This is a genomic window from Capnocytophaga sp. oral taxon 412 str. F0487 (assembly GCF_000271925.1).
Taxonomy (GTDB): Bacteria; Bacteroidota; Bacteroidia; order Flavobacteriales; family Flavobacteriaceae; genus Capnocytophaga; species Capnocytophaga ochracea.
The window spans coordinates 52,642-73,074 of the sequence record NZ_AJZR01000055.1 but is presented as its reverse complement, the minus strand read 5'-3'; the positions used below and the strand labels follow the sequence as shown (position 1 = coordinate 73,074).

The following is a 20,433-nucleotide window of genomic DNA, read 5'->3' as shown; positions in this document are numbered from 1 at the left end:
TCCTGAGATGGGACAGCTTTTTTATTGTTTCAATAGATATACTATACTATTTGATAGCTTCGTAAGCACGAATTGCTTTGTCGAAGCGGTCGTTTACACTTTCTAAAGTGTAGAGACCATCGGCATTGGCTTTCACTCCTTTGAGTTTTAGAGGAAATACTACTGGTGGATTTTGCATATCCAATAGTTCCATTCCACGCAATTGTTCGGTGGTTTGGTATACAATGTTTACCGATACAAACTCTTTACCGCTGTTGTCTACCCATTTTTCAAACACGAGTTTGCTGCCTATTGGAGTTTTCTTCTCAATAGATTTTGGCAAGCTGTATTCTTCTACTTCCAAAGCGGCATTCACGCTGGCAATGTTAGAATCGTGACCACAAAGGAATGTGAACTTGCGGTTTTTGGCGTTGAGCTCGTCTTTCATATACACCAATAGTGGGTGTGCTACGTTCACGGCTACGATAGGAGCGGTGAAAAGCACATCGCCATAGACATCTTTTACCTTAGCGATTTTCTCCCAATCGGAGGTGGTGAGGTTGTTGCCAAAAGCTGCTTGCACAGGGTCTTTATCTTCATAATATTGCAAAATAAAAGCATCGGAAGCGGAGTTAGCTAACTTCAACGAACCTTTCATATTAGGTTCATCACCTTTTTCGAGTTTCAACTGGGTGTTGTAATCGTTGAAAGCACACACTTCACCGGATTTACAAGCGGGTGAGTTCTTCAAATCGAGTACTTTTTCCAAGAGTTGGTAAGAGTCTTTCAATCCCTCGTTGATGCCCACAATACCTTTTTTACCTCCCATAGCAGCAATTTCTTTCATTGCTTGTGCTTTGAAAGCAGGGCTACTTTTAGTAAGCGCAGGGAAGAACACAGGGTCCATTTTGCTGGGGGTAAAGCGGTGGTTGATATGCAAATTGGCTACGGGCATAAATCCTGAGGAGAAATATTGTGCCGTCGCAATGGTGCGTTGCATACTATTAGCATAGAAATTCACTTCATCAACAGAGGGAACTGCATTTTCAGTAAAAAGTCCTTCGGCTACTGTCCATTTGCGGAAAAACTGACCCATAATGGTTTCGAGTGCTCCCCCACGAAGGGTAAGTTCACTGGGGGCAGCGCTCCATTTTATCCACTCGTGAGGCGTCATTTTTTGCAAAGTACTCCCGTTCACTGATAAAGAGGAGCGAATGTTATGACGGCTGAGAATGACCACTTCTTTGAGCTTGTATTGGCTTTTGAAGCTTTCGGAGCGGTTGAGTTGTGCCATCGCTAAGAGCGGACACAAGAGGAGTAGTAATGCTTGTAGAGTTATGATTCTTATTTTCATACTGCGTTTTAATTAGAAAATTTGTTAGGTTCAACTTTGCCAAAGTTTGAAACTTTGGCAAAGTTTTAATTGCAACTTGTGCTACGAGCTTTGGCAAAGTTTGTGACTGCTATATGGTGGGAGGTCTTTTATAACTATATGATAATAAACCTCCCCCGTTCCCCCTCCAAAAGGGGGACAATCCACAATTATACCTCTATAAAAACTTTTCAAACAGTCCTTTTACAATTGCCTGTGCGGCTCGCACTTAGAACTTGATTTGCAAACGAGTTTCGATAAGACTTAAATTGGTGTCGGGAATGCTTTCACGGTAAGTAACACCGGTGTAGGAAGCACGTACACGCCAAATCATATACTTATTGATATAATAGTTGAATGTAAGTGAATAATCGTTGAGGCGACCTCCTAAGATACCCGCTTTAGGGTCGGATAAGTCGGTATAGTTATAACCGGCAACGAGTTCCATAGCACCAGGTCTGGGGGTAGCGATACCTCCATCGATGTCAGTATATTCGTAAGGGTTTCCTTTTACGATAGCACGGAACATACCATAAGCACCACTTGCTTTGAAATTATCGAAACCACTCTTACGATTTACATTCACATAGTAATATTGGGCTTCTAACCCTAAACGACCACGCGCAAAGAGCAATTCGGGGGAGAATTTATAAAGGAAAGTAGCGTTATCAATAGTTGCTTGTTGTGCGGTTACCTTAGCGATACGAGTAGGGAAAGGTGTTTTGAGCACATAAGAGTTGTGGTTAAGTGCTGGTGTTTCGTTATAACGAGGTGTTTCGAAAGCACCTGAGAGTCCTACGTGAAAAATCTTGCCTTCTTCACGTTGTGGGCGATAGAGCAAACGGCTCATCATACCCATACCTTGGTCGCCTGTAGCATCAGAACTTTTCTTCATCGTTTCACCTTCGGCAAAGAGGCTTAAAGTACCCATAAAGTCATCTTTTTGGTGTAAGAGCATCAAACCGATGAGACGAGAGTTGAAGAAAGCCTCGTTACTTTGAGGTTCTTCCATCGATATTTTGAAAGAAGAGCTGGTGGCACTTTGCATACCGAATTGGTGTACGAAATAACCTCCTCGCAAGAGCGTGTGCTTACTGAAACCGTATTCGATAAAGATATCCTTAGGAGAAACTTTGCCATAAGCAAAGCCGATATCTACTTTTCCTTTCCAATTACCATAGCGTACGCCTAAGCCCATACGCACATCGGGGATAGCTACCCCACTTACAAACTTATCTTTTTGCTCATTGGCATTGAAATAACCAGCGTCCAATAAAATACGTCCTCCGGGTTTTACTTCTAACTTTTCTTCGGGTTTAGGAGCCTCCTGTACAGGTGTAGCAGGCATAGGTTCGGTGGTATCGGTAACGGTGGTTGGTTCTTCTTGGGCATAGGTATAGCCCACAGCCATTAGGCTGAACATCATAAAATATATCTTTTTCATAGTTTTAAATTTTATTTAGTCATACGTTCACTTTTCTTTACTTTGCCTTTTTTTACAAGTCCTTCAAACTCTTTTTTAGCTTTTTCGAGTTGTTTCATAAAGGCATCATTGGCGTGGAGGCGCGCTACTACGGCACTTGCTACGAGACGAGCAGCATCTACATCACTTTGGAAATGGTAACCACAAATCACGCGACTTTGTCCCATTTCATATCCGCGTTTGAGAATTTCGTTTTGTCTATCGACATTGATTTCGGCAAGCACCAAAGCGGTAGCCCACCCGATAGCGGTGTGACCAGAGGGATAAGAACCATTAGTAGAGAGTTCTTTTTGTTGTTCGGGATTGCAAGTGGTCTTTTCGTAGAAAGCAAACGGACGCACGCGCATATAGTGTTCTTTGGCGGCACGAGTAGCGAGGTCGCCTGCATCTTCACGCATATTTACTACGAGTTTGAAGATTTCGGGAGTAGTTTCCTTAGAAATCTTGATGCCAAAAGCTTCGGAAAAAGCATTAGGTACACCAGGACCCTCTACGCGAGCATCGGATACAGCTTGCTCACCACGAGGGGTACGGCGTTGCATTAAGCCCCATTGGTATTGGGCTTCGTCGTTAAGGAAGAGGATACTACCTGGTTGAGGAGGAGGAGGTAAGAGTTCAAGACTGTTTGCCACCTCACCGATTTGCAAGAAGTAGAGGTCGGGTTTGGTTCTTACGTCTTTGATTTTCTCTTGTGCGAATGTAGTTGCCATCACCGATAGCAAGGCTACGAATAATAATGTTTTTCTCATCTTATTATACAGTTAAAATTTATTGTATTCTCTTTTGGAAGGTATTTAGGTTTTAAAAGACACTACAAATGTAGAAAGAAAAGAATAAATGTGCAAATTATTTCAAAAAAATATTTACTAAAAAAGAAAGAAATAAAAACAAATATGGTGATTTTGTGGTTTTTAGGTACGAGGTGCGAGCCGCACAGGCGGGGGAGAAATGAGAGAATGAGAAAATTAGAAAATGGGATGTGAAGTTGTATTAGAGGAATGAGGCTGTACCTCAGAAATCAAACAAAATTTAAACAAAATCAAGGCTACGCCTTGTAAACCAGCGGAGGGATTGTTAGTTTATTCAACTTTGCCAAAGGTGCGAGCCGCACAGGCAGTCGTAGCACGACGGGCAATTAACTTGGGCAAAGTTTGATATGAAAAAGGGACGTGTTGAGACTGTTAGGAGCTTTCAAAAGATATCGGAAAAGAACGGAAGTGAGCTAAGAGAAAATTTGGTGAAAAAAGGGTGTAAGGAGGGTGGGGGTAGCTTATAGAGAGCTTATAGGAAGCTTATACGAATCTTGGACGATTGGTATAGAAAGGGTATATAAGTGATTGACTCATAGCATAATACAACGGTGCAAAAAATGTTAAAATCGGGGTTTCGAGGCGAAAGAAAGAGAAAAGGCACTAGGCCTTAGGCCATAGGCAATAGGGGGGGAGTATGACGGAAAAGGGAAGGAATGACGAGGAACGAATGACGAATGACGGAGGTAATAGGGGGAATGTGGTGACGGAAAAGCGAAGGTAAAAAGGCGGTAAGGCGAGGTTAAAGCGAAGTTATTGCTTGTAAAAAAGTCTTAGTAGCGCCTTGTTTTTCGTTTATATATTGGCGATTGATATTGCCTATGGCGATGCGCTTTTCGGGTGAAGCAACAAGGTTATTCATCACCTGGGCGAATTCTTCTTTACTGCTTACGGAGAGAACGCCTCCTAAGGTGACTAACTCCTTTGCTTCATTGAACTTTTCATAATTCTTACCGATGATTACAGGTACCCCAAATACGGCGGGCTCTAAGACATTGTGTAAGCCCGTAGTGCCCATTCCGCCTCCTACATAGGCTATATCGGCATAGCTGTACACTTTGGTGAGAATGCCTATGGTATCGATGATGAGTACGTCGTAATCAGAAAGGTTGAGAGAGTCTTTCTCGGAGAATAGGGCAACTTTACGGTTTAACTTCTGCTGGTTGTGTTTGAGTTCTGCGATATCGGTAGGGTGAATATTATGAGGGGCAATGATGAACTTCACTGGGGCAGTGCAAGTGTTGACATATTGCAAGTAAATGTCTTCGTCGGTAACCCACGAACTACCGAAGACCACACATAGATTGTTTCCTTTGAACTGCTCTACAAAATCTAAATGGTTGTCTCGTTCCAATATTTCGGCTACACGGTCGAAGCGGGTATCGCCACTGACGGTTACATTATTGAAGCCTAAGTTTTTAAGTAGTTGCTGAGAAAGCTCGTTCTGCACAAAAAAATGAGTAAAGCAATGCAGGGCTCGGCGCATCATTCCGCCGTAAGGCTTGAAGAAGATTTGATTTTTGCGAAAAATACCGGAGAGCAAATAAGTGGGTACTTGTGCTTTTTTGAGCTCGGTAAGGTAATTGACCCAAAACTCGTATTTCACAAAAATAGCCATTGCAGGATTTACCATTTGCACGAACTTGCGAGCATTAGCAGGTGTATCAAGAGGAAGATAGACCACTATATCGGCATCGGGGGTGTTTTTGCGCACCTCGTAGCCTGAGGGAGAAAAGAAGGTAATGAGTATCTTATAGCCCTGTTTTTTCAAGGATTTGACAACGGGCAAGCCTTGTTCGAACTCGCCGAGAGAAGCGGTATGTATCCACACATAGCGGGTATGAGGGTCGAGTTTGGCGGTAAGGGTAGTCCATACGGTTTTACGTCCGCTTACAAAAAGGTGTATCTTTTTGTTGAATAGGGCAATGAGAGGGAGGACTGCCTTGATGATATAAAGAGAGAATGTGTACATTTTAATGATGAATTACGAATGACAAATGACGATACAAGGCGCAAAGGTAGTAAAAAAGGGGCAATAAAAAAAGCGCAAGCCGACGGCTTGCGCTTTTTCACTTGTTAGATTTATCTGTTTACAATGAGTTTTCTTTAGTGAATTTTACGATTTCGGAAATACGTCCGAAGGCAACGCCCACTACTGTATCGGCAGCACCGTAGTACACTGCTACTTTGTCTTCTTCGATAGAATGCAAGGCAGCACAAGGGAATACTACATTAGGCACATCGCCGGTAGTTTCGTAGAGAGTGGCAGGCGCCAAGAGGTAAGGCTGTGTACGAGCTATTACCTTGCTTGGATTGTTGAGGTCTAACAATGCAGCCCCCATAGAGTAGCGGAAACCGTTGCAAGTGTTGATTACACCGTGATAGAACAATAGCCATCCGTCTTTGGTTTTGATAGGCACAGCTCCTGCTCCTATTTTGGTACATTGCCAAGCACTATCTATAAAAGGCGTTACTTTCATCACACAGCGGTGTTCACCCCAGTATTTCATATCGGGGCTATAGCTGATGAAGATATCACCGAAAGGTGTATGTCCGTTATCACTTGGGCGGCTAAGCATTGCGTATTTACCGTTGATTTTCTCTGGGAAGAGCACTCCGTTGCGGTTGAAAGGCAAAAAGGCATTCTCGCATTGGAAAAACTCTTTGAAATCAAAAGTATAGGCAATCCCGATAGTAGGACCACAATAGCCATTACACCAAGTTACCCAATAGCGGTCTTCGATAAACGTTACGCGAGGGTCGTACTTATACTCAGAATGAAGGAAATCAGTATTACCACCTTTCATCACGATAGGTTCGTGGTTGATTTCCCAGTGAATAGCATCTTTACTGAATCCAGCGAAGATGTTCATTTGCACTGCTTTGTTGTCGCAACGGAAAACCCCTGCATAGCCGTCGCCAAAAGGCACAACAGCCGAGTTAAAAATACTGTTAGAGGTAGGGATATCATACCTACCGATAATAGGGTTTTCAGAATAACGCCACATTACATCGGTACAACCCGCAGGGCGTTCTTGCCAAGGAATTTTTTGACTCATTATTTTTGTTTTAGTAATTTGTTATTGTTTAGGTTATTAAACTTTTTAAAGTATTCATCTATTTCATCGTGTAGTTCTATACCTACACGCTCAAAGCAATCTAACAAATCCTGATAGGCATTCTCACCTGCGAGAAAATCCCAAAACTCTTGGGCTACTTTTAGCTCGTTATCTAAATCTAACATTCCCGCCATTGTCCAGCGTGAATAGGGTTTAGGATCATAAGGATTGTAAGGTATGGCAATAAGGGTATGTATTTTTCTGTTAGGGTTTTCAGCTAATACACAGCCTACCCACTCTAATAGAGTACGTTTAAACTCTTTAAAGCCCCCTTTGTTAGGTTTAGCTGTTTTAATGTCAAACAAGAAAAGTTCATCTGAATGACTTTCTAACCACACATCTACTTTGGTAGGCTTTACGATGTTCATCTTTCCTTCCTGACACACAGCCCTAATAGCTTCTATTTCTGCTTCCTTATTAGGGTTGCCATTTACGGTAAGATTGTCCATAATATCCTGAATAACACGTTGTGCTTTTTCACTTATCTTATCACCTGCTACCGCTTGTAGTTTAGCAACCTTAAACCGAGATTCAGCTAATGATTTAGCTACAGGCTCAAAAATGCTCGTACCAAAATTAGTGTTCAAAGAATGAATAAACGAAAACAGTGCCATACGATCTTTACCTAATAAGCGTGTATGGAAAGGCATCACCGCGGGTTCAGGGTTATAGTGCTGAAACTTTGTTCTAAGACTATGCCTAAGCGTGTTTTCTACATTAGTTATTTGTTGTGGGGTTAGCATTTGTTAAAAATGTTATAAGTTTTTGTGTTTTAGGATTTGAATATAATCCCCTTCTTTCAAATAGATATTTTTGATTATTGAGAACATTTACAGTGTTTAAAATTAAACTCGTAGCATTATTTTCATTATCTAAAAAGCTAATTTTATTTTCAATAGAGTTGATTTGCTTTTTTTCTAAAAAAATATCAGAAGCCATTAAAACATGCATATCCATTGTCTTTGATCTCAAAGTAAACTTTTCATTAAGCAAGAGATAATTAAACCAATACCACAAAACTCCACAATAATAATATTGATTAGGGCTATGATTTGCAGAATCAAATACCAATTTTTTCTCTTGATAATTTTCTATTATAGCAAGAGCACTACTTTTCATCTCATGAGGTATTTTTAAAAAAACAGAAATAAATACTCTTGCTAATGTTTCTATATTTATTTTACTGTACGGAGGTGTAACATTTGAATGCTGCCCTCTTAGTCTCTCAAAATATAGATGATAGTTAGAAGAGTCTTTTCCTAAGAAATAATTCTCTATTTTTTCATGAAATTCATTTAAAGATTGTAAGTCTTTACTAATGGAATTTTGATTGTTTGCAGAATAAATAATTCTTTTCTTTATTTCATTGTCTTTTGTAGATATTACTTTAGCTACTATTTCTACTGAATCAATATCATTTGATTTTTTATATTTCTTGAACAATTCATTAGTTGTTTGACATCCATTGATAATTCTTGGAAAGGTCAATTTAAAACTATTTTCGATAAAACGATGTCTCTCTATTTCATCACAAATAATAACTAACCCATTATTAAAAAAAGGAAAATACTGTTTCTGTGAATCTGTGTTTAAAGTATTTCTAATATCTAAATTTACATTTGTTGAACCAATATAACTTCTCACATTTTCAACAAACAATCGTTCTTTCAGATTACCCTCAGGAGTAAGAATTAACTTCTTCAATTCTGAAAATTTTATAATAGTTAAAAGACTTAATTTTACTTTATCTACAGAAGATAATGTAACATTTTTTTCAAATGTTATTTCTGAAGTATGAAACTTAGATATTTTATCATACTCATTCTTTATTTCCTCTTTTTGATAAATACAAAAATTATCTAAATGACATTTATTTTTAAGTTCACTTCTTGAAGTAATTTTTGCTTTTTCAATATTAATTTTTTCCTCTTGTATATTATGTGATGTTTTTGCTGATAGGAAAAACAATGAGATACGAGGAGTTTCAATAATTCTCTTCTTAATATAATCACCTTCTTGATCAAGTAATTTATTATAAATACTACAAAACGGTTCAATTCTAATGTCTCCTACAAGAAAATTAACAACTTCATCTGTAAAAGATCGTAATTTCTGTTCATCAAAACTCCCTTTTATAGTTGACTGTATGAATCCTATTCTTATTTTTAATTTTTCAGATTCTCCAAATTTTGCTAAATCAGACTCTTCAGAGATTAATTTATCATTAATAATGATTGCTATACCATCAATTCCTTGTGCCTTATTTGTTGAGACAGACTTAACATTCTCTACCTCTTCTTCCAATAAAGTAGAAGCAATGGTATAGTTTGCAAAATCTTCAAAGATATCGTCATCTTTGATTTTTTCCCTATCTATATTAAATTTTTTTGCAAACTCATTTATTTTTGCATTTAATCCAATGTCAAAATTTTGTTCCATAACTATTTCTATTTTTCTTTCAAATGAAATATAATCTCAGCATACGCGTTTTTATCTTTCTCGGTACGATTCAGTACAGGGCGTTTGTATTGGTTTACAATGCACATTCCTGCTCGCTCAGCTATTTCGGGATATAAGCCATATTTGTCGTTGGCTACCAAAAATACATCGTAATCATCAGCTAAAAAGCGTTTGCTATTGGTAAGTACCTCAGCAATACCCGCTACATACATACGTTTGGCTTCCTGCCCTTGTCCTTTGTAAAGGGGTCCTATCTCTTTATCGTCATTGCGCTCAAAACCAAAAAGGTCATAAGCGTATGCGTGTTGCTCGTGATAATCAATCAGACCTACATAAGGAGGTGATGAGAAAATCCCTTTTATTTGCTGCTTTCTTGCCAAAGCAGCAAACTCAGGGTCCTTATGCTCTAATGCCTCAAAAATGTCAATGGTACGACTATCACCTTGCAAACACTTCTGGTAAGTATTAGTACGCAATTCTTTAAATTGTTGCAAACGCTTGATAGTGTCTTTAGTATAGGTTTCCCACCATTTCAATATAGAAAAAAGAGGTTTGCATACCTTGCCGTGTTTAGCACAATAGTAGGTGGTAGTTATTGGCTCTATTAGCGTGGCTAAATCAGCGTGAGTGGTGGCACGACAACTGCGAATGGTTCGGCTCAATATGAGGGTAACAATACGCTTGGTAGTGGGATTAGCTATCTGTTTAATAAGCTTAAACACAAAATCTATTTCCTCGCGCACGTGCTGTATATACCACTTGTCTAAGAAAGTGTCAGCTTTAGCTTGTTTCAGCTGAATGTGATACTTTTCTACAAGTGCCTGATAAATAGGCAAAAACTGTTGTTCTTTCTCTGCTCCGTATACTTTGCCGTCTATCTCTTTACGCTGTAGGCGATATTTATAGTCGGGTACAGGGAAGTACTCCTTATTGAAATTATTGAGCGCTTCCGTAAGTTCAGCATCAAAAGCAAGTATGTGTTTTTCTGCTAAAAACTCCTTTAAGGCTTGGGTAATGCGGTGCGTTTCGTTATACACATCTACCAAATCGTAATGTCCTACCTTAGCATTGCCTATGAGCGCATTGAAAGCTGATACGTCTATCCCTATAGCGTGCATTCCTAATTCTGAGGCTTGCACCATAGTAGTACCACTGCCTGAAAAAGGGTCGAGTACTATATCACCTGCTTTAAAGAATACTTCTTTTTTGAAAGCATCAATATGTCCATCTAAAAAGTATTCTACTAACTGCGGAATAAACTTACCTTTATAAGGGTGCAAGCGGTGTACGTGCTTGGTAGTTTCGGCTTCTTTATACTGCTCAAACGACAGACTCCAGTTGAGGTCATCGCCTAATTTCTCTTTCCACTGTGAGGCGCGATTTCCACCCAAAGCATCGTAATAGGCTTTAAGTTCCTCTTTAGCGATTTGGGTGATGCCATTGTTTTCAAATTTCTTTACTTTACCATACTGTACTAAATAGGAGATATTTGAGGAAGTAACATTCTTCCCCATATATTCCGTTGCCCACAATGAGGCTTGTTGCAATGTAAAGTATTGATTTGTATTTAGCATATTTTTCTAATCCGATGGATATTACTGTCTTTTTGTCTGTCCTACTACGACCTACAACTACACTGTTTTCTTTATCAATTCTGTGATAAACGCTATTTGCTCGTCGTCAAGCTCGGTGTGCATAGGCAGAGAGATGACTTCTTGTACTAATTTATTGGTAACGCCAAAATCAGCTTCGTTATAAGAGCTGCGGGTATAGGCTTTTTGGGCGTGCAATGGTATAGGGTAGTAAATACCAAAAGGCACTCCTTTTTCACCCAATACTTTGGCGAGTTCATCGCGTTTGCCATTGGTAATACGGAGAGTATATTGGTGGAACACGTGGTCGTTACCTTTGGCGATTACAGGAGTGATGATATGAGGATTGCCTTTCAGCGCTTCGGTATATTTGCGAGCGGCTTCACGACGACGGGCATTATAATCGTTTAGGTGAGGGAGTTTAGCGCGCAATACAGCCGCTTGTAAAGAGTCGAGACGAGAGTTTACCCCTACTACATCGTGGTGATAACGCACATACATACCGTGATTTACGATACCGCGAAGGGTGTAAGCGAGGTCGTCGTCGTTAGTGAAGATAGCCCCTCCGTCGCCGTAGCAACCGAGGTTCTTAGAAGGGAAGAAAGAAGTTGCCCCCACGTGACCGATAGTTCCTACTTTTTGTTTGCGACCATCGGCAAAAGTATAATCAGCACCAATGGCTTGCGCATTGTCTTCAATCACAAAGAGGTTATGTTTTTTAGCCAAAGCCATTACAGCTTCCATATTGGCTGGCTGACCGAACAAATGCACGGGTACAATTGCTTTTGTGCGGGGAGTAATCGCTTTTTCAATAGCCTCGATATTGATGTTGAAAGTATCATCATATACATCTACGAGTACGGGGGTGAGTTTTAGCAAGGCAATCACTTCTACGGTTGCTGCGAAGGTAAAATCGGCAGTGATAACTTCATCGCCTTCTTTGAGTCCGAGTCCCATCATTGCTATTTGCAGGGCATCAGTACCGTTGGCGCAAGGGATGACGTGTTTTACCCCCATATAGTTTTCCAATTCTTTTTGGAAGGCTTGTACTTGGGGACCGTTGATAAAAGCGGTGGTGTTGAGTACTTCTTCAAAAGAAACTTGTACTTCATTTTTAATTCTTTCGTACTGACCTTGAAGGTCAACCATTTGTATTTTTTTCATATGTCGAATATTATTAATCGTTCGTTTTTAATCCTTAATAGTTAGTGTTGCTTTGCCACGACTTTTGTCAAAGTCCTAATAGCCCGTCGCACTACGACTACGTAATGCCTACCGCGTCACAGTTCTATAGCCATTAAACACAGCTTTCCACAGTGCAAAGATACAAAAATATTTTGAATTATATAAAAATATCCCCCTTCTTAACACATAAGGGTTGACTCACCTTCGTAAGCCAACCCTTATGCTATTAAAAAAACTTCTTATTCCTAAAAATATTTCAACTTCTGTGTGAAAATCGTTACACGCTGACCGTTAACCGACATTGTTTTCTTTGTCCAGTTGTTCTTCTTGTCATACACAAACTCGTAAGTCTCTGTTTTAGTAACGTTGCCATCTTTGTCAAAGTATTTAACCTCCACCTCATTGTTGTTTTTGTCAAAAGCTGAAACAACTCTCTGTTTCAAAGCGTTATCTTTGTCAAACACTTGCTTTTCTACTATATTCCCTTTGGCATCGTAAGTATATACCGTTTTGCTGGTAAGCTCGTCCTTTGTGAATTTAGACTCTTCCGATAATTTCCCCTCAGGAGTATACTTATAAGTAGTTTTATCTTGGCACATTCCTGCTATACAATCCGTGCGTTCTACAAGCTGATTCTGTTCGTTATAAACATTTATTCGGCTCATAAAAATATTCCCGTCGGGCGTCTCTACATCGTGCTTGGTAAGGTTCCCTTTTTCGTCGTACTCATACACATTCTTAGAAAGCAACGTGTTCGAGTCATCTCTCGAAGCCGACTCTATCATATTCCCGTCTTTGTCATACACATCTACGAATTTAATCGTCATTCCATTTTGCTTCGATTGCATTTTCACAACAGTTCCCTTTTTGTCAAACTGCGAAAAAAGCTCAGAGTTCATCGGTATTTCTTCTCCGTTTTCACCAATTTGAATACCCGATTGCACAACCGTTTTTACTTTCCCTTTCAGCTGAGCACGCTCCCAACCATTCTTTTTCTGACTCTGCCCAAAAGCGACAGTAGTAGCTAATAAGGCAATAGCTATGATTCTTTTCATAATAATGTTCTATTTAAAATAATACTTTTTTGGGGCGCAAAAGTACAAAAGATTTCTAAATGTACCAATACGCCATATCTACCTATTTACCAAAACTATGCCAAAACAAAGTAAAATGAGAATAATAAAGCACCTCTTGTTATATTTATAACTAAATAGCTATCATTTGTTTCTCTTTTTAAAGAAATTTTCTACCCTTATTTAACCTCAATCCGATGTAATAAAATACTACTTTCAATTGCCTATTATACTATTTTCAATCACCCGTCGTACTACTTTCAATCACCCATCGTACTACTTTCAATCACCTGTCGTACTACTTTCAATTGCCTGTCGTGCTACGACCTCACCCCTTTTCCGTCTCCACATTCCCCCTCTCCTTGGGAGAGGGACGGGGTGAGGATTCCCTTTTCTTTCGCCTCGAAACCCCGTTTTTACCATTTTTTGTACCACTGTATTATGCTATGAACCAACCACTTATATACCCTTTCTATACCAATCGTCCAAGATTCGTATAAGCTTCCTATAAGCTCTCTATAAGCTACCCCCACCCTTCTCATAGCCTTTTTTCACCAAAAATCCTACCTCCCCTCTTCCGAATTACTCCGACATCTTCCGAATCTCTCAACCCTTTCCCATTTGCTAATTTAACTGCCTGTGCGGCTCGCACCTCATTCTCTCATTTCCAAATTTGCTAATTAAAATTTTTTATTTATCTTTGCAAAATAAAAACTCATCAGAAATCAAGTTTTATATCACACTTCATTTAATTTACTACTCTACTACCCCTCTGAAAACTCAAAGAGTTCAGAGATATTAATAACCATAAGTAAAAACCATTAAATCATATTACAAATGAAAAAAACATTTATTACTTTTGTTGTGGCAATCGCCACTATCATTGGCGCTAACGCCCAAGAATTTAAAGTAGGTGCTAAAGCGGGCTTTTTGATGTCCAATGTTTCTGACCCTGAAACATCAGTTTCAGTACAAGGAGTTACAGGAACCGCCAAATTTAGTGCTTCTTACAGCCCTGGGTTCCACTTCGGAGCCTTTATCGAATATGGCTTCAACGAACAATTATGGGTAGAAGCTGGTGTTGACTATGCTTTCCAAGGAGCTAATATCAATTCTTTAAGTGGTAGGATTAACAACTTTTCGCTTGGAGAATTAGATATTAAGGACGGTAAATTGAAAATCGAGCAGTTCAACATTCCTCTTTGGATTAAATACGACTTCAATGGGTTCCGCCCTAAAATAGGGGTGAACTTAGGTTTTGTGTCAAAAGCTAAAGCCAGCGGTAAAGATAATTCGAATTTTGGTTTAGTAAATGTAGACAATGAACCTTTAACTCTCGACAAGAAATTCGATTTAGGATTAGGCTTTGGTGCTGAATACAACTTCGATTCTGGTTTCTTTTTCGATGCTTCCTTTAATTTAGGTCTTACCGACTTATCGACTAAATCGTATTCAGAAAACGGATATAAACTTACTACTTTGAATTTCAAAAACCGCGTATTCCAAGTAGGGATAGGTTACAAGTTCTAGTAGCTTCATACGAAAAATTTTATAAAAAAGACTGTCTAAAAACCATAGACAGTCTTTTTTTACCTCTTATTTCTTACCTCCTTTGCATTTCTACCAAACTTCTTCTTAAAGGCAGTCGAAAAATGCGATATATAATCATACCCACAAGTGAGGGCGATTTCACTTATACTCTTATCGGTGTGAAGGAGCAGTTGTTGTGCCAACTCCATTTTATAGTCGTATAGATAACCAAAAACAGTAGTGCCAAATACCTCTTTAAAACCATAACACAACTTCTTTTCATTCACACCTACGGCACGTGCCAATTCAGTTATCGAAGGCGTAACGTCCAACTGAGCCGTAAGGCGGTCGCGCACTTCGTACATCTTCCGCACGTCGGCTTGGGTTTTGCAGTATTGGTATACTTGTAGCTGTTGCTGTTCGTATTGATGTAATTGTAACAAAAAAAGTTCCTGCACTTTTAGGTCGGCATAAGGTCGTGCTGCCTTGCCTAAAAGAGAAGCGTGTTGCAGTTGGTCAAGGGCAGTTTGCATAGCAAAGTCAGTAGGAAGTGATTGTTCAGGCGAAAGAATAAAGTTACCACCCCGCTCATAGCGCTGGTACCACGCCATAAAAGTTTCGGGGTATTGAGTAGCTATTTGCGCAAATTGCTCAGCACTGATAGCAACCGTAATCACTTCTATAATATCATCTTTATGCAACAAGTCTTTGCCCAAGCATTCTTCTTTACCAAAAAAGATATTGTGAGTCCCCGCCTTACTGATACAATTTCGCCCGTCTATCTGCACCGCCATACCTTTGTGAGTTCGGGTTACAAAATAAAGACGCACTGAAGGAATATCCATACGTCCCACAAAAGTCACTTCCTCCTTCATTTGTACTTGCCATCGGTAGTAAGTATGATTGCCTAAGGTTTGTTGTTCCAATTGAAACACCCCTATTTGTTCATTCACTCTTTCGTAATAATTTTGCACCTCTTCTTCGTTAGTTGCCAAAGGTAATGTTATTTCGTTTATCATATTCATCAGTCGTTTATCACGTTCATAAGCCGTTTGTCGTCAGCACCACCCGCCGGCTACAAACAACCAATCACTTTATTTGCTATTCAGATGTAAAACTTTGCTAAGGAAATTAAACAATCGTACTTCCTTTTTGCTGTATTTTTGCACTCTGAAATCTGTTGTTTAGAACAAAAGTAAATAACATATTTCAAACCACCAAATATTTTAAGTATTAGTTTTTTAGTCGTTAGCAGTTAGCAAGCGATTAAATACTGATTATTAGGTAATTCAACTTTGCCAAAGTTTGAGACGCAAAAACCGATATCTATGTTAAACAAAACTTTTCTTTTACTACTACTCTTCAGTCTTTCTATATCAGCTCAAAACACTGCCGAACTCATTGGTACGGTTACCGATAAGGTAACTCACCAACCTTTAATAGGTGCCGATGTTTACATCAAAGAACTAAACAAAGGTGCGAGCACCGATGCACGCGGTCAATATCGATTGGCACACTTACCCGAAGGGAATTATACCGTGTGGTTTAGTTTCCTCGGTTATCAAACCTTTGGAAAGAAAATCAGTGTGAAAGGACAGATGCGTTCAGATGTATCGCTGAAAGAACAAGCCGAAGAAATAAGCGGAGTAACTGTTTCGGGCAAGAGTATCGCTCACCAAAAGAAAGAGCAGAGTATGCCCGTAACGGTAATTGATATGAGTAACCTGCGAGGTACGGTAAGCAGTGTACAGGACATTCTTCTAAAAACCGTAGGTATCACTTTGCGCACTTCGGGAGGGGTAGGTAGTAGTTCACGTATCTCAGTAAGAGGGTTAGAAGGTAAGCGCATAGGCTTTTTTATAGACGAATTGCCCTTAGGTGAGCAAACGGATTATATCGATATCAATGATATCCCCATAGATATGATTGACCGTATTGAGATTTACAAAGGAGTCGTACCAGCACGCTTCGGGGGCTCATCGCTTGGAGGAGCTATCAATATCGTTATTCGCGAATACCCCGATAAATATGCCGACCTCAGTTATGGATATGAAAGTTACAACACCCATAAGGCACAAGGGGTATTCAAACGCAACCTCAAACAGCGCGGATTGGTATTCGGTATCGGTGGGGGCTATACTTCATCGGACAATAACTACACTTTCGATTCTCCTTTTCAAGAAGGATTGCGCATCACCCGCAACCACGATAAGTACCGCAAGCTCATCATTGGCGGGAGCTTCAAAGCAAAGAAATGGTGGTTCGACGAAGTAGAATTAGAACCCGTGTTCGTCAAAACCTATAAGGAAATTCAAGGTATCGAATACGATATACGAGAAGCCCATAGTCAGTCGCTAATGACGGGGCTTTCTAACAAACTCGAGAAAGACAATTTCCTCACAGAAGGCTTAAACCTCGATATGTTCAACGGATTGGTACTTACCAAAATGAACTTCATCGACAAAGCCACCCGTCGCTATGAGTGGGACGGTAGCTCCTACCCTACCCCTTCGCGTTATGGCGGTGAGGCAGGTTATAACTACCCATCGGACTCTGACGATAAAAAGCTCACTTTTATTAATAAAACCAATTTGGAGTACATTCTTACTGAACGCCATTCGCTGAATATCAACAGTGTGTTTTCTATGGCAAACGGTACGCCCAAAGACGACTTAAAGACCCTGAGTCTGGGCAAGCAAGTGAATTTCGATTCGCAAATGCGCAGTTGGATAAGCGGACTTACATACGACTTCCGTACGCTTAACGACGTGTTTTTAAACTCGCTCACAGTACGCCATTATATGTATACTATGCACACTCAAATGGCGCCACTCTTTGTCCCCGGTAAGTACGATGTAGACGTAAGCAAGAGCGATTTTGGGGTGAATAATGCGATGCGCTACCGCTTCCTGCCTTCGCTAATGGGGAAACTCTCTGCTGGTTATGAGGTGCGTATTCCTTCGGAAACGGAACTCTTAGGCGATGGTATAGCCGTAATCCCCAGCCCTGATTTATTGCCAGAGCGTAACCTCAGCGCTAACCTCGGTTTCCTGTTCGACCTTACAGGCAAGCACCCTACCAATGCTCAGATAGAAATGAACTTCTTCTATATGTATTTGCAAGATATGATACGTTATACTGCCGGACTCATAGGGGCACAATACCAGAATTTTGGTGAGATGCGTACTCTTGGGGTAGAGTTTGAAGCCAAAGCCGATGTATTGCCTTCGCTTTATCTATACGGCAACACTACTTATCAAGACCTGCGCGATACACGTGCTTACGAGCCAGAAAGCACCGTGCCTAACCCTACTAAAAACAAACGTATGCCTAATATACCATACTTAATGGCGAATGCAGGCTTGGAGTTCCACTGCGAGAACCTCTTTGGTGGCACAGGGCAAAACACACGCCTTTTTGCCGATGTCGCTTTCGTAGAAGAATATTACTATGATTTTGAAATGACGCAATTGCAGAAACGCCGCATTCCGCGCAGTACAACTATTGATATAGGTTTTGAGCACAGTTTTTTGAATAATAAAATATTTCTCTCGGGGAAAGTGCGGAATATAACGAATGAAAAGACCTTATCAGAATTCAACCGCCCATTAATGGGAATCAATGGAGGGGTGAAGCTAAGAGTAATATTCTAACACCCTCTCGTCCGAACTAAAAATATACTTTAACTATACTTTCAGTGGGTCTACAGTGGGTCTACAGTGGCTCTACAGTGGGTCTACAGTGGCTCTACAATAAATTAAAAGCGAATCTAAAGCGAATTTAAAGCGTAGGACGAAAATTTTACAAACCAATTTTGATTGGCTGGCTATAAAAAGTGAAGCAAAAGATGAAAAACAATTATATATGAAAAAAAGATTTATTTTAGGCTTAATAGCCTCACTTATTACTTTTTCCGGTGATATGCTATTGGGGTACATTCAGGTAGAAAACCCTGAAAAATCACTAATGAACTTCTCACTTACCTTACCCCTATCGCGCATTATGTGGGGAGGATTCTTAGGTGTGATAGGTATCCCTCTGCAGTGCATAGGGTATTGGCAAATTTACAAGTTGATGAAAGAAGGTAGTGAAACGCTCTCAAAGCTTTACAAAGTAGGTATCTGGGGGTGGCTAGTAATGGCAGCTTGTGGGGTGCACCTTAATTGTGCTGTGGTGATGCTTATCTACAAACAGCTTTACCCCACCGATGCAACCTTAGCTCACAATATAGCTACTACCTTTTCTAATAATGTATTAGTGCCTTGCTATTACATTTTTATCGTCTTTTTCCTACTGATGAACATCTCACAGTTCATAGCTTTTGTAAGGAAAAAGACCGTTTATCCTCGCGTAGCAGCCCTTTTCAATATGTTTATAGGTATTGGCATCATTCATCTTATAGCCTATTTGTTGCCAGATTCGGCTATTAAAAACGGATTGAATGTATCGGCTATCAGCTTGGGAAATACCCTGATGTTTATAGGGTTGCTACTTTTTAAAGGTCAGACAAGTCTAACAACTAATAATAATAACTAAAAACTAATTTTATGTATTCAAAAGTATTTTTAACTGTGTGCTCTTTAGCACTTCTTACGGTGGGTTGCAAGAAAGACGACAAACCTACCCCCGCTCCCATACCACCAAGTAATGTGGTTTATACAGGTGATTTCTTATTAGAAACTTCTGTCAAAAACCCCGATGGTATGAGTGGTAGTTCTTACCTTCAAATCTTTCATAAAATGGCAGGAGGTATCGCTATTGATAACTCCAAAGCTGAGCAAGTAGAGTTTGGCTCTTCGATACAAGTAGAAGGGAAAAGTGTCTACCTCTTCGACACTATGAAAGGTATCGGCGGTATCACCCAATATACTTACGACCCTACTACCAAAAAGCTCACCAAAGGAGCAAATCTCGCAGGGCTTTCTAATTCGATGGTAGGTCATCTCGAAAAAGTAAGTGCTACGAAAGCCTATGTACCTATGTACACACAAGGCGTGGTGTGGATTATCAACCCACAGACAATGCAAAAAACAGGAGAAATCGACCTCGCCAAGTATGCTCACGGCGACAGTAGTCCTGAGCCTGCTATGGGTATTATTCGCGATGGCAAGTATTACCTATGTCTCAACCAAATCAACCCTGGAGCAGGTTGGCAACCTTACGCCGACTACCAACAGTGTGATGTGGCTATCATCGACCCTCAAACTGATGTGGTAGAAAAAGTAGTATCGGAAACCACTACCAAACTCACTTTCCCCACTCGCCCTATGGCACAATGTAAAGGAATGCTCTTTACCAATGAAGCAGGTGACCTTTATATAGCTACCGCAGGTTATTTTGGATATTCCAAAGACAATACTAAATGCGGTTTCCTCTGTATTCCCAAAGGCAAGACTGAATTCGACAGTAGCAAATCGTGGGATATCTCTACTACTCCTATTGCAGGCACTAAATACAAGCCTTACAAGCCTGCTAGCGTGTATAACTGCCAGTATATAGGCAATGGTAAAGCTGTAGCTTATGTGGGTATCGTGGAACTCGGTGGCGCAAACCCCTATACTGCTAAAAACGCAATGGCAGTACTCATAAATTTCAACAACAAATCTATCAGCCAGATAAGAGGCGTTCCGCTTACCGACGGACATAGTATTCTCATTACCAAACTGAAAGATAGAGTACTCTTTGGCGCTTTCGGTACTGATAAAAGAGGCTTATTCGATTTCAACCCCGCTACTGAAACCGTAGAACAAGTGCTTAGCACTACTGGAAACCCCGCTTTCTTTCACGAGTTCTAATTTTTAGAATCAGACCTGTCGAACGAGTCGAACAGG

Annotated in this window: 15 protein-coding genes; 4 read left to right on the top strand and 11 right to left on the bottom strand. The window is 40.1% G+C overall.

Annotated elements, in window-relative coordinates; all coding sequences use genetic code 11:
• Window positions 1–46 precede the first annotated feature (46 nt).
• The 10 genes from HMPREF1321_RS09500 to HMPREF1321_RS09455 all read right to left on the bottom strand — a co-directional run bounded on the left by HMPREF1321_RS09500 (window position 47) and on the right by HMPREF1321_RS09455 (window position 13,054).
• Window positions 47–1,333 (bottom strand): histidine-type phosphatase, encoded by a 1,287-nt coding sequence (locus HMPREF1321_RS09500; RefSeq protein WP_009422348.1) that lies wholly within the window; start codon window positions 1,331–1,333, stop codon window positions 47–49.
• A gap of 247 nt (window positions 1,334–1,580) precedes the next feature.
• Window positions 1,581–2,795 carry an OprO/OprP family phosphate-selective porin gene (locus HMPREF1321_RS09495; protein ID WP_009422377.1) on the bottom strand — a complete coding sequence of 405 codons (1,215 nt, stop codon included), beginning with the start codon at window positions 2,793–2,795 and terminating at the stop codon, window positions 1,581–1,583.
• 11 nt (window positions 2,796–2,806) lie between these two features.
• Window positions 2,807–3,583: an acid phosphatase gene (locus HMPREF1321_RS09490; RefSeq protein WP_002674231.1), complete on the bottom strand. Its 777-nt coding sequence runs from the start codon at window positions 3,581–3,583 to the stop codon at window positions 2,807–2,809.
• An 802-nt stretch (window positions 3,584–4,385) separates the two neighbouring features.
• On the bottom strand, window positions 4,386–5,615 hold the full coding sequence (locus HMPREF1321_RS09485; RefSeq protein WP_009422351.1) for a 3-deoxy-D-manno-octulosonic acid transferase: 1,230 nt from the start codon (window positions 5,613–5,615) through the stop codon (window positions 4,386–4,388).
• Window positions 5,616–5,733: 118 nt separating this feature from the next.
• Window positions 5,734–6,702, bottom strand: coding sequence for a glycoside hydrolase family 130 protein (locus HMPREF1321_RS09480; RefSeq protein ID WP_009417204.1), 969 nt, complete (start codon window positions 6,700–6,702; stop codon window positions 5,734–5,736).
• The gene (locus HMPREF1321_RS09475) at window positions 6,702–7,505 is read right to left on the bottom strand and encodes a TdeIII family type II restriction endonuclease (RefSeq protein ID WP_034575992.1); all 804 of its coding nucleotides are present in this window, start codon (window positions 7,503–7,505) and stop codon (window positions 6,702–6,704) included. Before HMPREF1321_RS09475 ends, HMPREF1321_RS09480 begins: the two co-directional genes overlap by 1 nt.
• Window positions 7,480–9,201: an AIPR family protein gene (locus tag HMPREF1321_RS09470; protein ID WP_009422399.1), complete on the bottom strand. Its 1,722-nt coding sequence runs from the start codon at window positions 9,199–9,201 to the stop codon at window positions 7,480–7,482. Before HMPREF1321_RS09470 ends, HMPREF1321_RS09475 begins: the two co-directional genes overlap by 26 nt.
• 8 nt (window positions 9,202–9,209) lie before the next feature.
• A complete protein-coding gene (locus HMPREF1321_RS09465; protein WP_009422404.1) occupies window positions 9,210–10,796 on the bottom strand; it encodes a DNA methyltransferase in 1,587 nt (528 codons plus the stop codon).
• 57 nt (window positions 10,797–10,853) lie between these two features.
• On the bottom strand, window positions 10,854–11,978 hold the full coding sequence (locus HMPREF1321_RS09460) for a DegT/DnrJ/EryC1/StrS family aminotransferase (protein WP_034575990.1): 1,125 nt from the start codon (window positions 11,976–11,978) through the stop codon (window positions 10,854–10,856).
• Window positions 11,979–12,244: 266 nt separating this feature from the next.
• Window positions 12,245–13,054 carry an RHS repeat domain-containing protein gene (locus HMPREF1321_RS09455; protein WP_009422412.1) on the bottom strand — a complete coding sequence of 270 codons (810 nt, stop codon included), beginning with the start codon at window positions 13,052–13,054 and terminating at the stop codon, window positions 12,245–12,247.
• Window positions 13,055–13,909: 855 nt separating this feature from the next.
• On the opposite strand from HMPREF1321_RS09455, the gene HMPREF1321_RS09450 reads away from it, so the two are divergent.
• Window positions 13,910–14,602 (top strand): porin family protein, encoded by a 693-nt coding sequence (locus tag HMPREF1321_RS09450; protein ID WP_009422397.1) that lies wholly within the window; start codon window positions 13,910–13,912, stop codon window positions 14,600–14,602.
• A 59-nt stretch (window positions 14,603–14,661) separates the two neighbouring features.
• On the opposite strand, the gene HMPREF1321_RS09445 is transcribed toward HMPREF1321_RS09450, so the two are convergent.
• On the bottom strand, window positions 14,662–15,627 hold the full coding sequence (locus HMPREF1321_RS09445; protein ID WP_009422418.1) for a helix-turn-helix domain-containing protein: 966 nt from the start codon (window positions 15,625–15,627) through the stop codon (window positions 14,662–14,664).
• 303 nt (window positions 15,628–15,930) lie between these two features.
• On the opposite strand from HMPREF1321_RS09445, the gene HMPREF1321_RS09440 reads away from it, so the two are divergent.
• The 3 genes from HMPREF1321_RS09440 to HMPREF1321_RS09430 all read left to right on the top strand — a co-directional run bounded on the left by HMPREF1321_RS09440 (window position 15,931) and on the right by HMPREF1321_RS09430 (window position 20,397).
• Window positions 15,931–18,255, top strand: a complete 2,325-nt coding sequence (locus HMPREF1321_RS09440) for a TonB-dependent receptor (protein WP_009422361.1) — start codon at window positions 15,931–15,933, stop codon at window positions 18,253–18,255.
• 211 nt (window positions 18,256–18,466) lie between these two features.
• Window positions 18,467–19,138 carry a DUF6796 family protein gene (locus HMPREF1321_RS09435; protein ID WP_009422367.1) on the top strand — a complete coding sequence of 224 codons (672 nt, stop codon included), beginning with the start codon at window positions 18,467–18,469 and terminating at the stop codon, window positions 19,136–19,138.
• 11 nt (window positions 19,139–19,149) lie between these two features.
• Window positions 19,150–20,397 carry a hypothetical protein gene (locus tag HMPREF1321_RS09430; RefSeq protein WP_009422436.1) on the top strand — a complete coding sequence of 416 codons (1,248 nt, stop codon included), beginning with the start codon at window positions 19,150–19,152 and terminating at the stop codon, window positions 20,395–20,397.
• The last annotated feature ends 36 nt before the right edge of the window (window positions 20,398–20,433 follow it).

Bases quoted from the DNA above. Each gene is read 5' to 3' on its own strand.
- HMPREF1321_RS09470 (WP_009422399.1), bottom strand. From the start codon at position 9,201: ATGGAACAAAATTTTGACATTGGATTAAATGCAAAAATAAATGAGTTT.
- HMPREF1321_RS09450 (WP_009422397.1), top strand. From the start codon at position 13,910: ATGAAAAAAACATTTATTACTTTTGTTGTGGCAATCGCCACTATCATT.
- HMPREF1321_RS09460 (WP_034575990.1), bottom strand. From the start codon at position 11,978: ATGAAAAAAATACAAATGGTTGACCTTCAAGGTCAGTACGAAAGAATT.
- HMPREF1321_RS09465 (WP_009422404.1), bottom strand. From the start codon at position 10,796: ATGCTAAATACAAATCAATACTTTACATTGCAACAAGCCTCATTGTGG.
- HMPREF1321_RS09445 (WP_009422418.1), bottom strand. From the start codon at position 15,627: ATGAATATGATAAACGAAATAACATTACCTTTGGCAACTAACGAAGAA.
- HMPREF1321_RS09455 (WP_009422412.1), bottom strand. From the start codon at position 13,054: ATGAAAAGAATCATAGCTATTGCCTTATTAGCTACTACTGTCGCTTTT.
- HMPREF1321_RS09495 (WP_009422377.1), bottom strand. From the start codon at position 2,795: ATGAAAAAGATATATTTTATGATGTTCAGCCTAATGGCTGTGGGCTAT.
- HMPREF1321_RS09500 (WP_009422348.1), bottom strand. From the start codon at position 1,333: ATGAAAATAAGAATCATAACTCTACAAGCATTACTACTCCTCTTGTGT.
- HMPREF1321_RS09430 (WP_009422436.1), top strand. From the start codon at position 19,150: ATGTATTCAAAAGTATTTTTAACTGTGTGCTCTTTAGCACTTCTTACG.
- HMPREF1321_RS09440 (WP_009422361.1), top strand. From the start codon at position 15,931: ATGTTAAACAAAACTTTTCTTTTACTACTACTCTTCAGTCTTTCTATA.
- HMPREF1321_RS09435 (WP_009422367.1), top strand. From the start codon at position 18,467: ATGAAAAAAAGATTTATTTTAGGCTTAATAGCCTCACTTATTACTTTT.
- HMPREF1321_RS09475 (WP_034575992.1), bottom strand. From the start codon at position 7,505: ATGCTAACCCCACAACAAATAACTAATGTAGAAAACACGCTTAGGCAT.
- HMPREF1321_RS09480 (WP_009417204.1), bottom strand. From the start codon at position 6,702: ATGAGTCAAAAAATTCCTTGGCAAGAACGCCCTGCGGGTTGTACCGAT.
- HMPREF1321_RS09490 (WP_002674231.1), bottom strand. From the start codon at position 3,583: ATGAGAAAAACATTATTATTCGTAGCCTTGCTATCGGTGATGGCAACT.
- HMPREF1321_RS09485 (WP_009422351.1), bottom strand. From the start codon at position 5,615: ATGTACACATTCTCTCTTTATATCATCAAGGCAGTCCTCCCTCTCATT.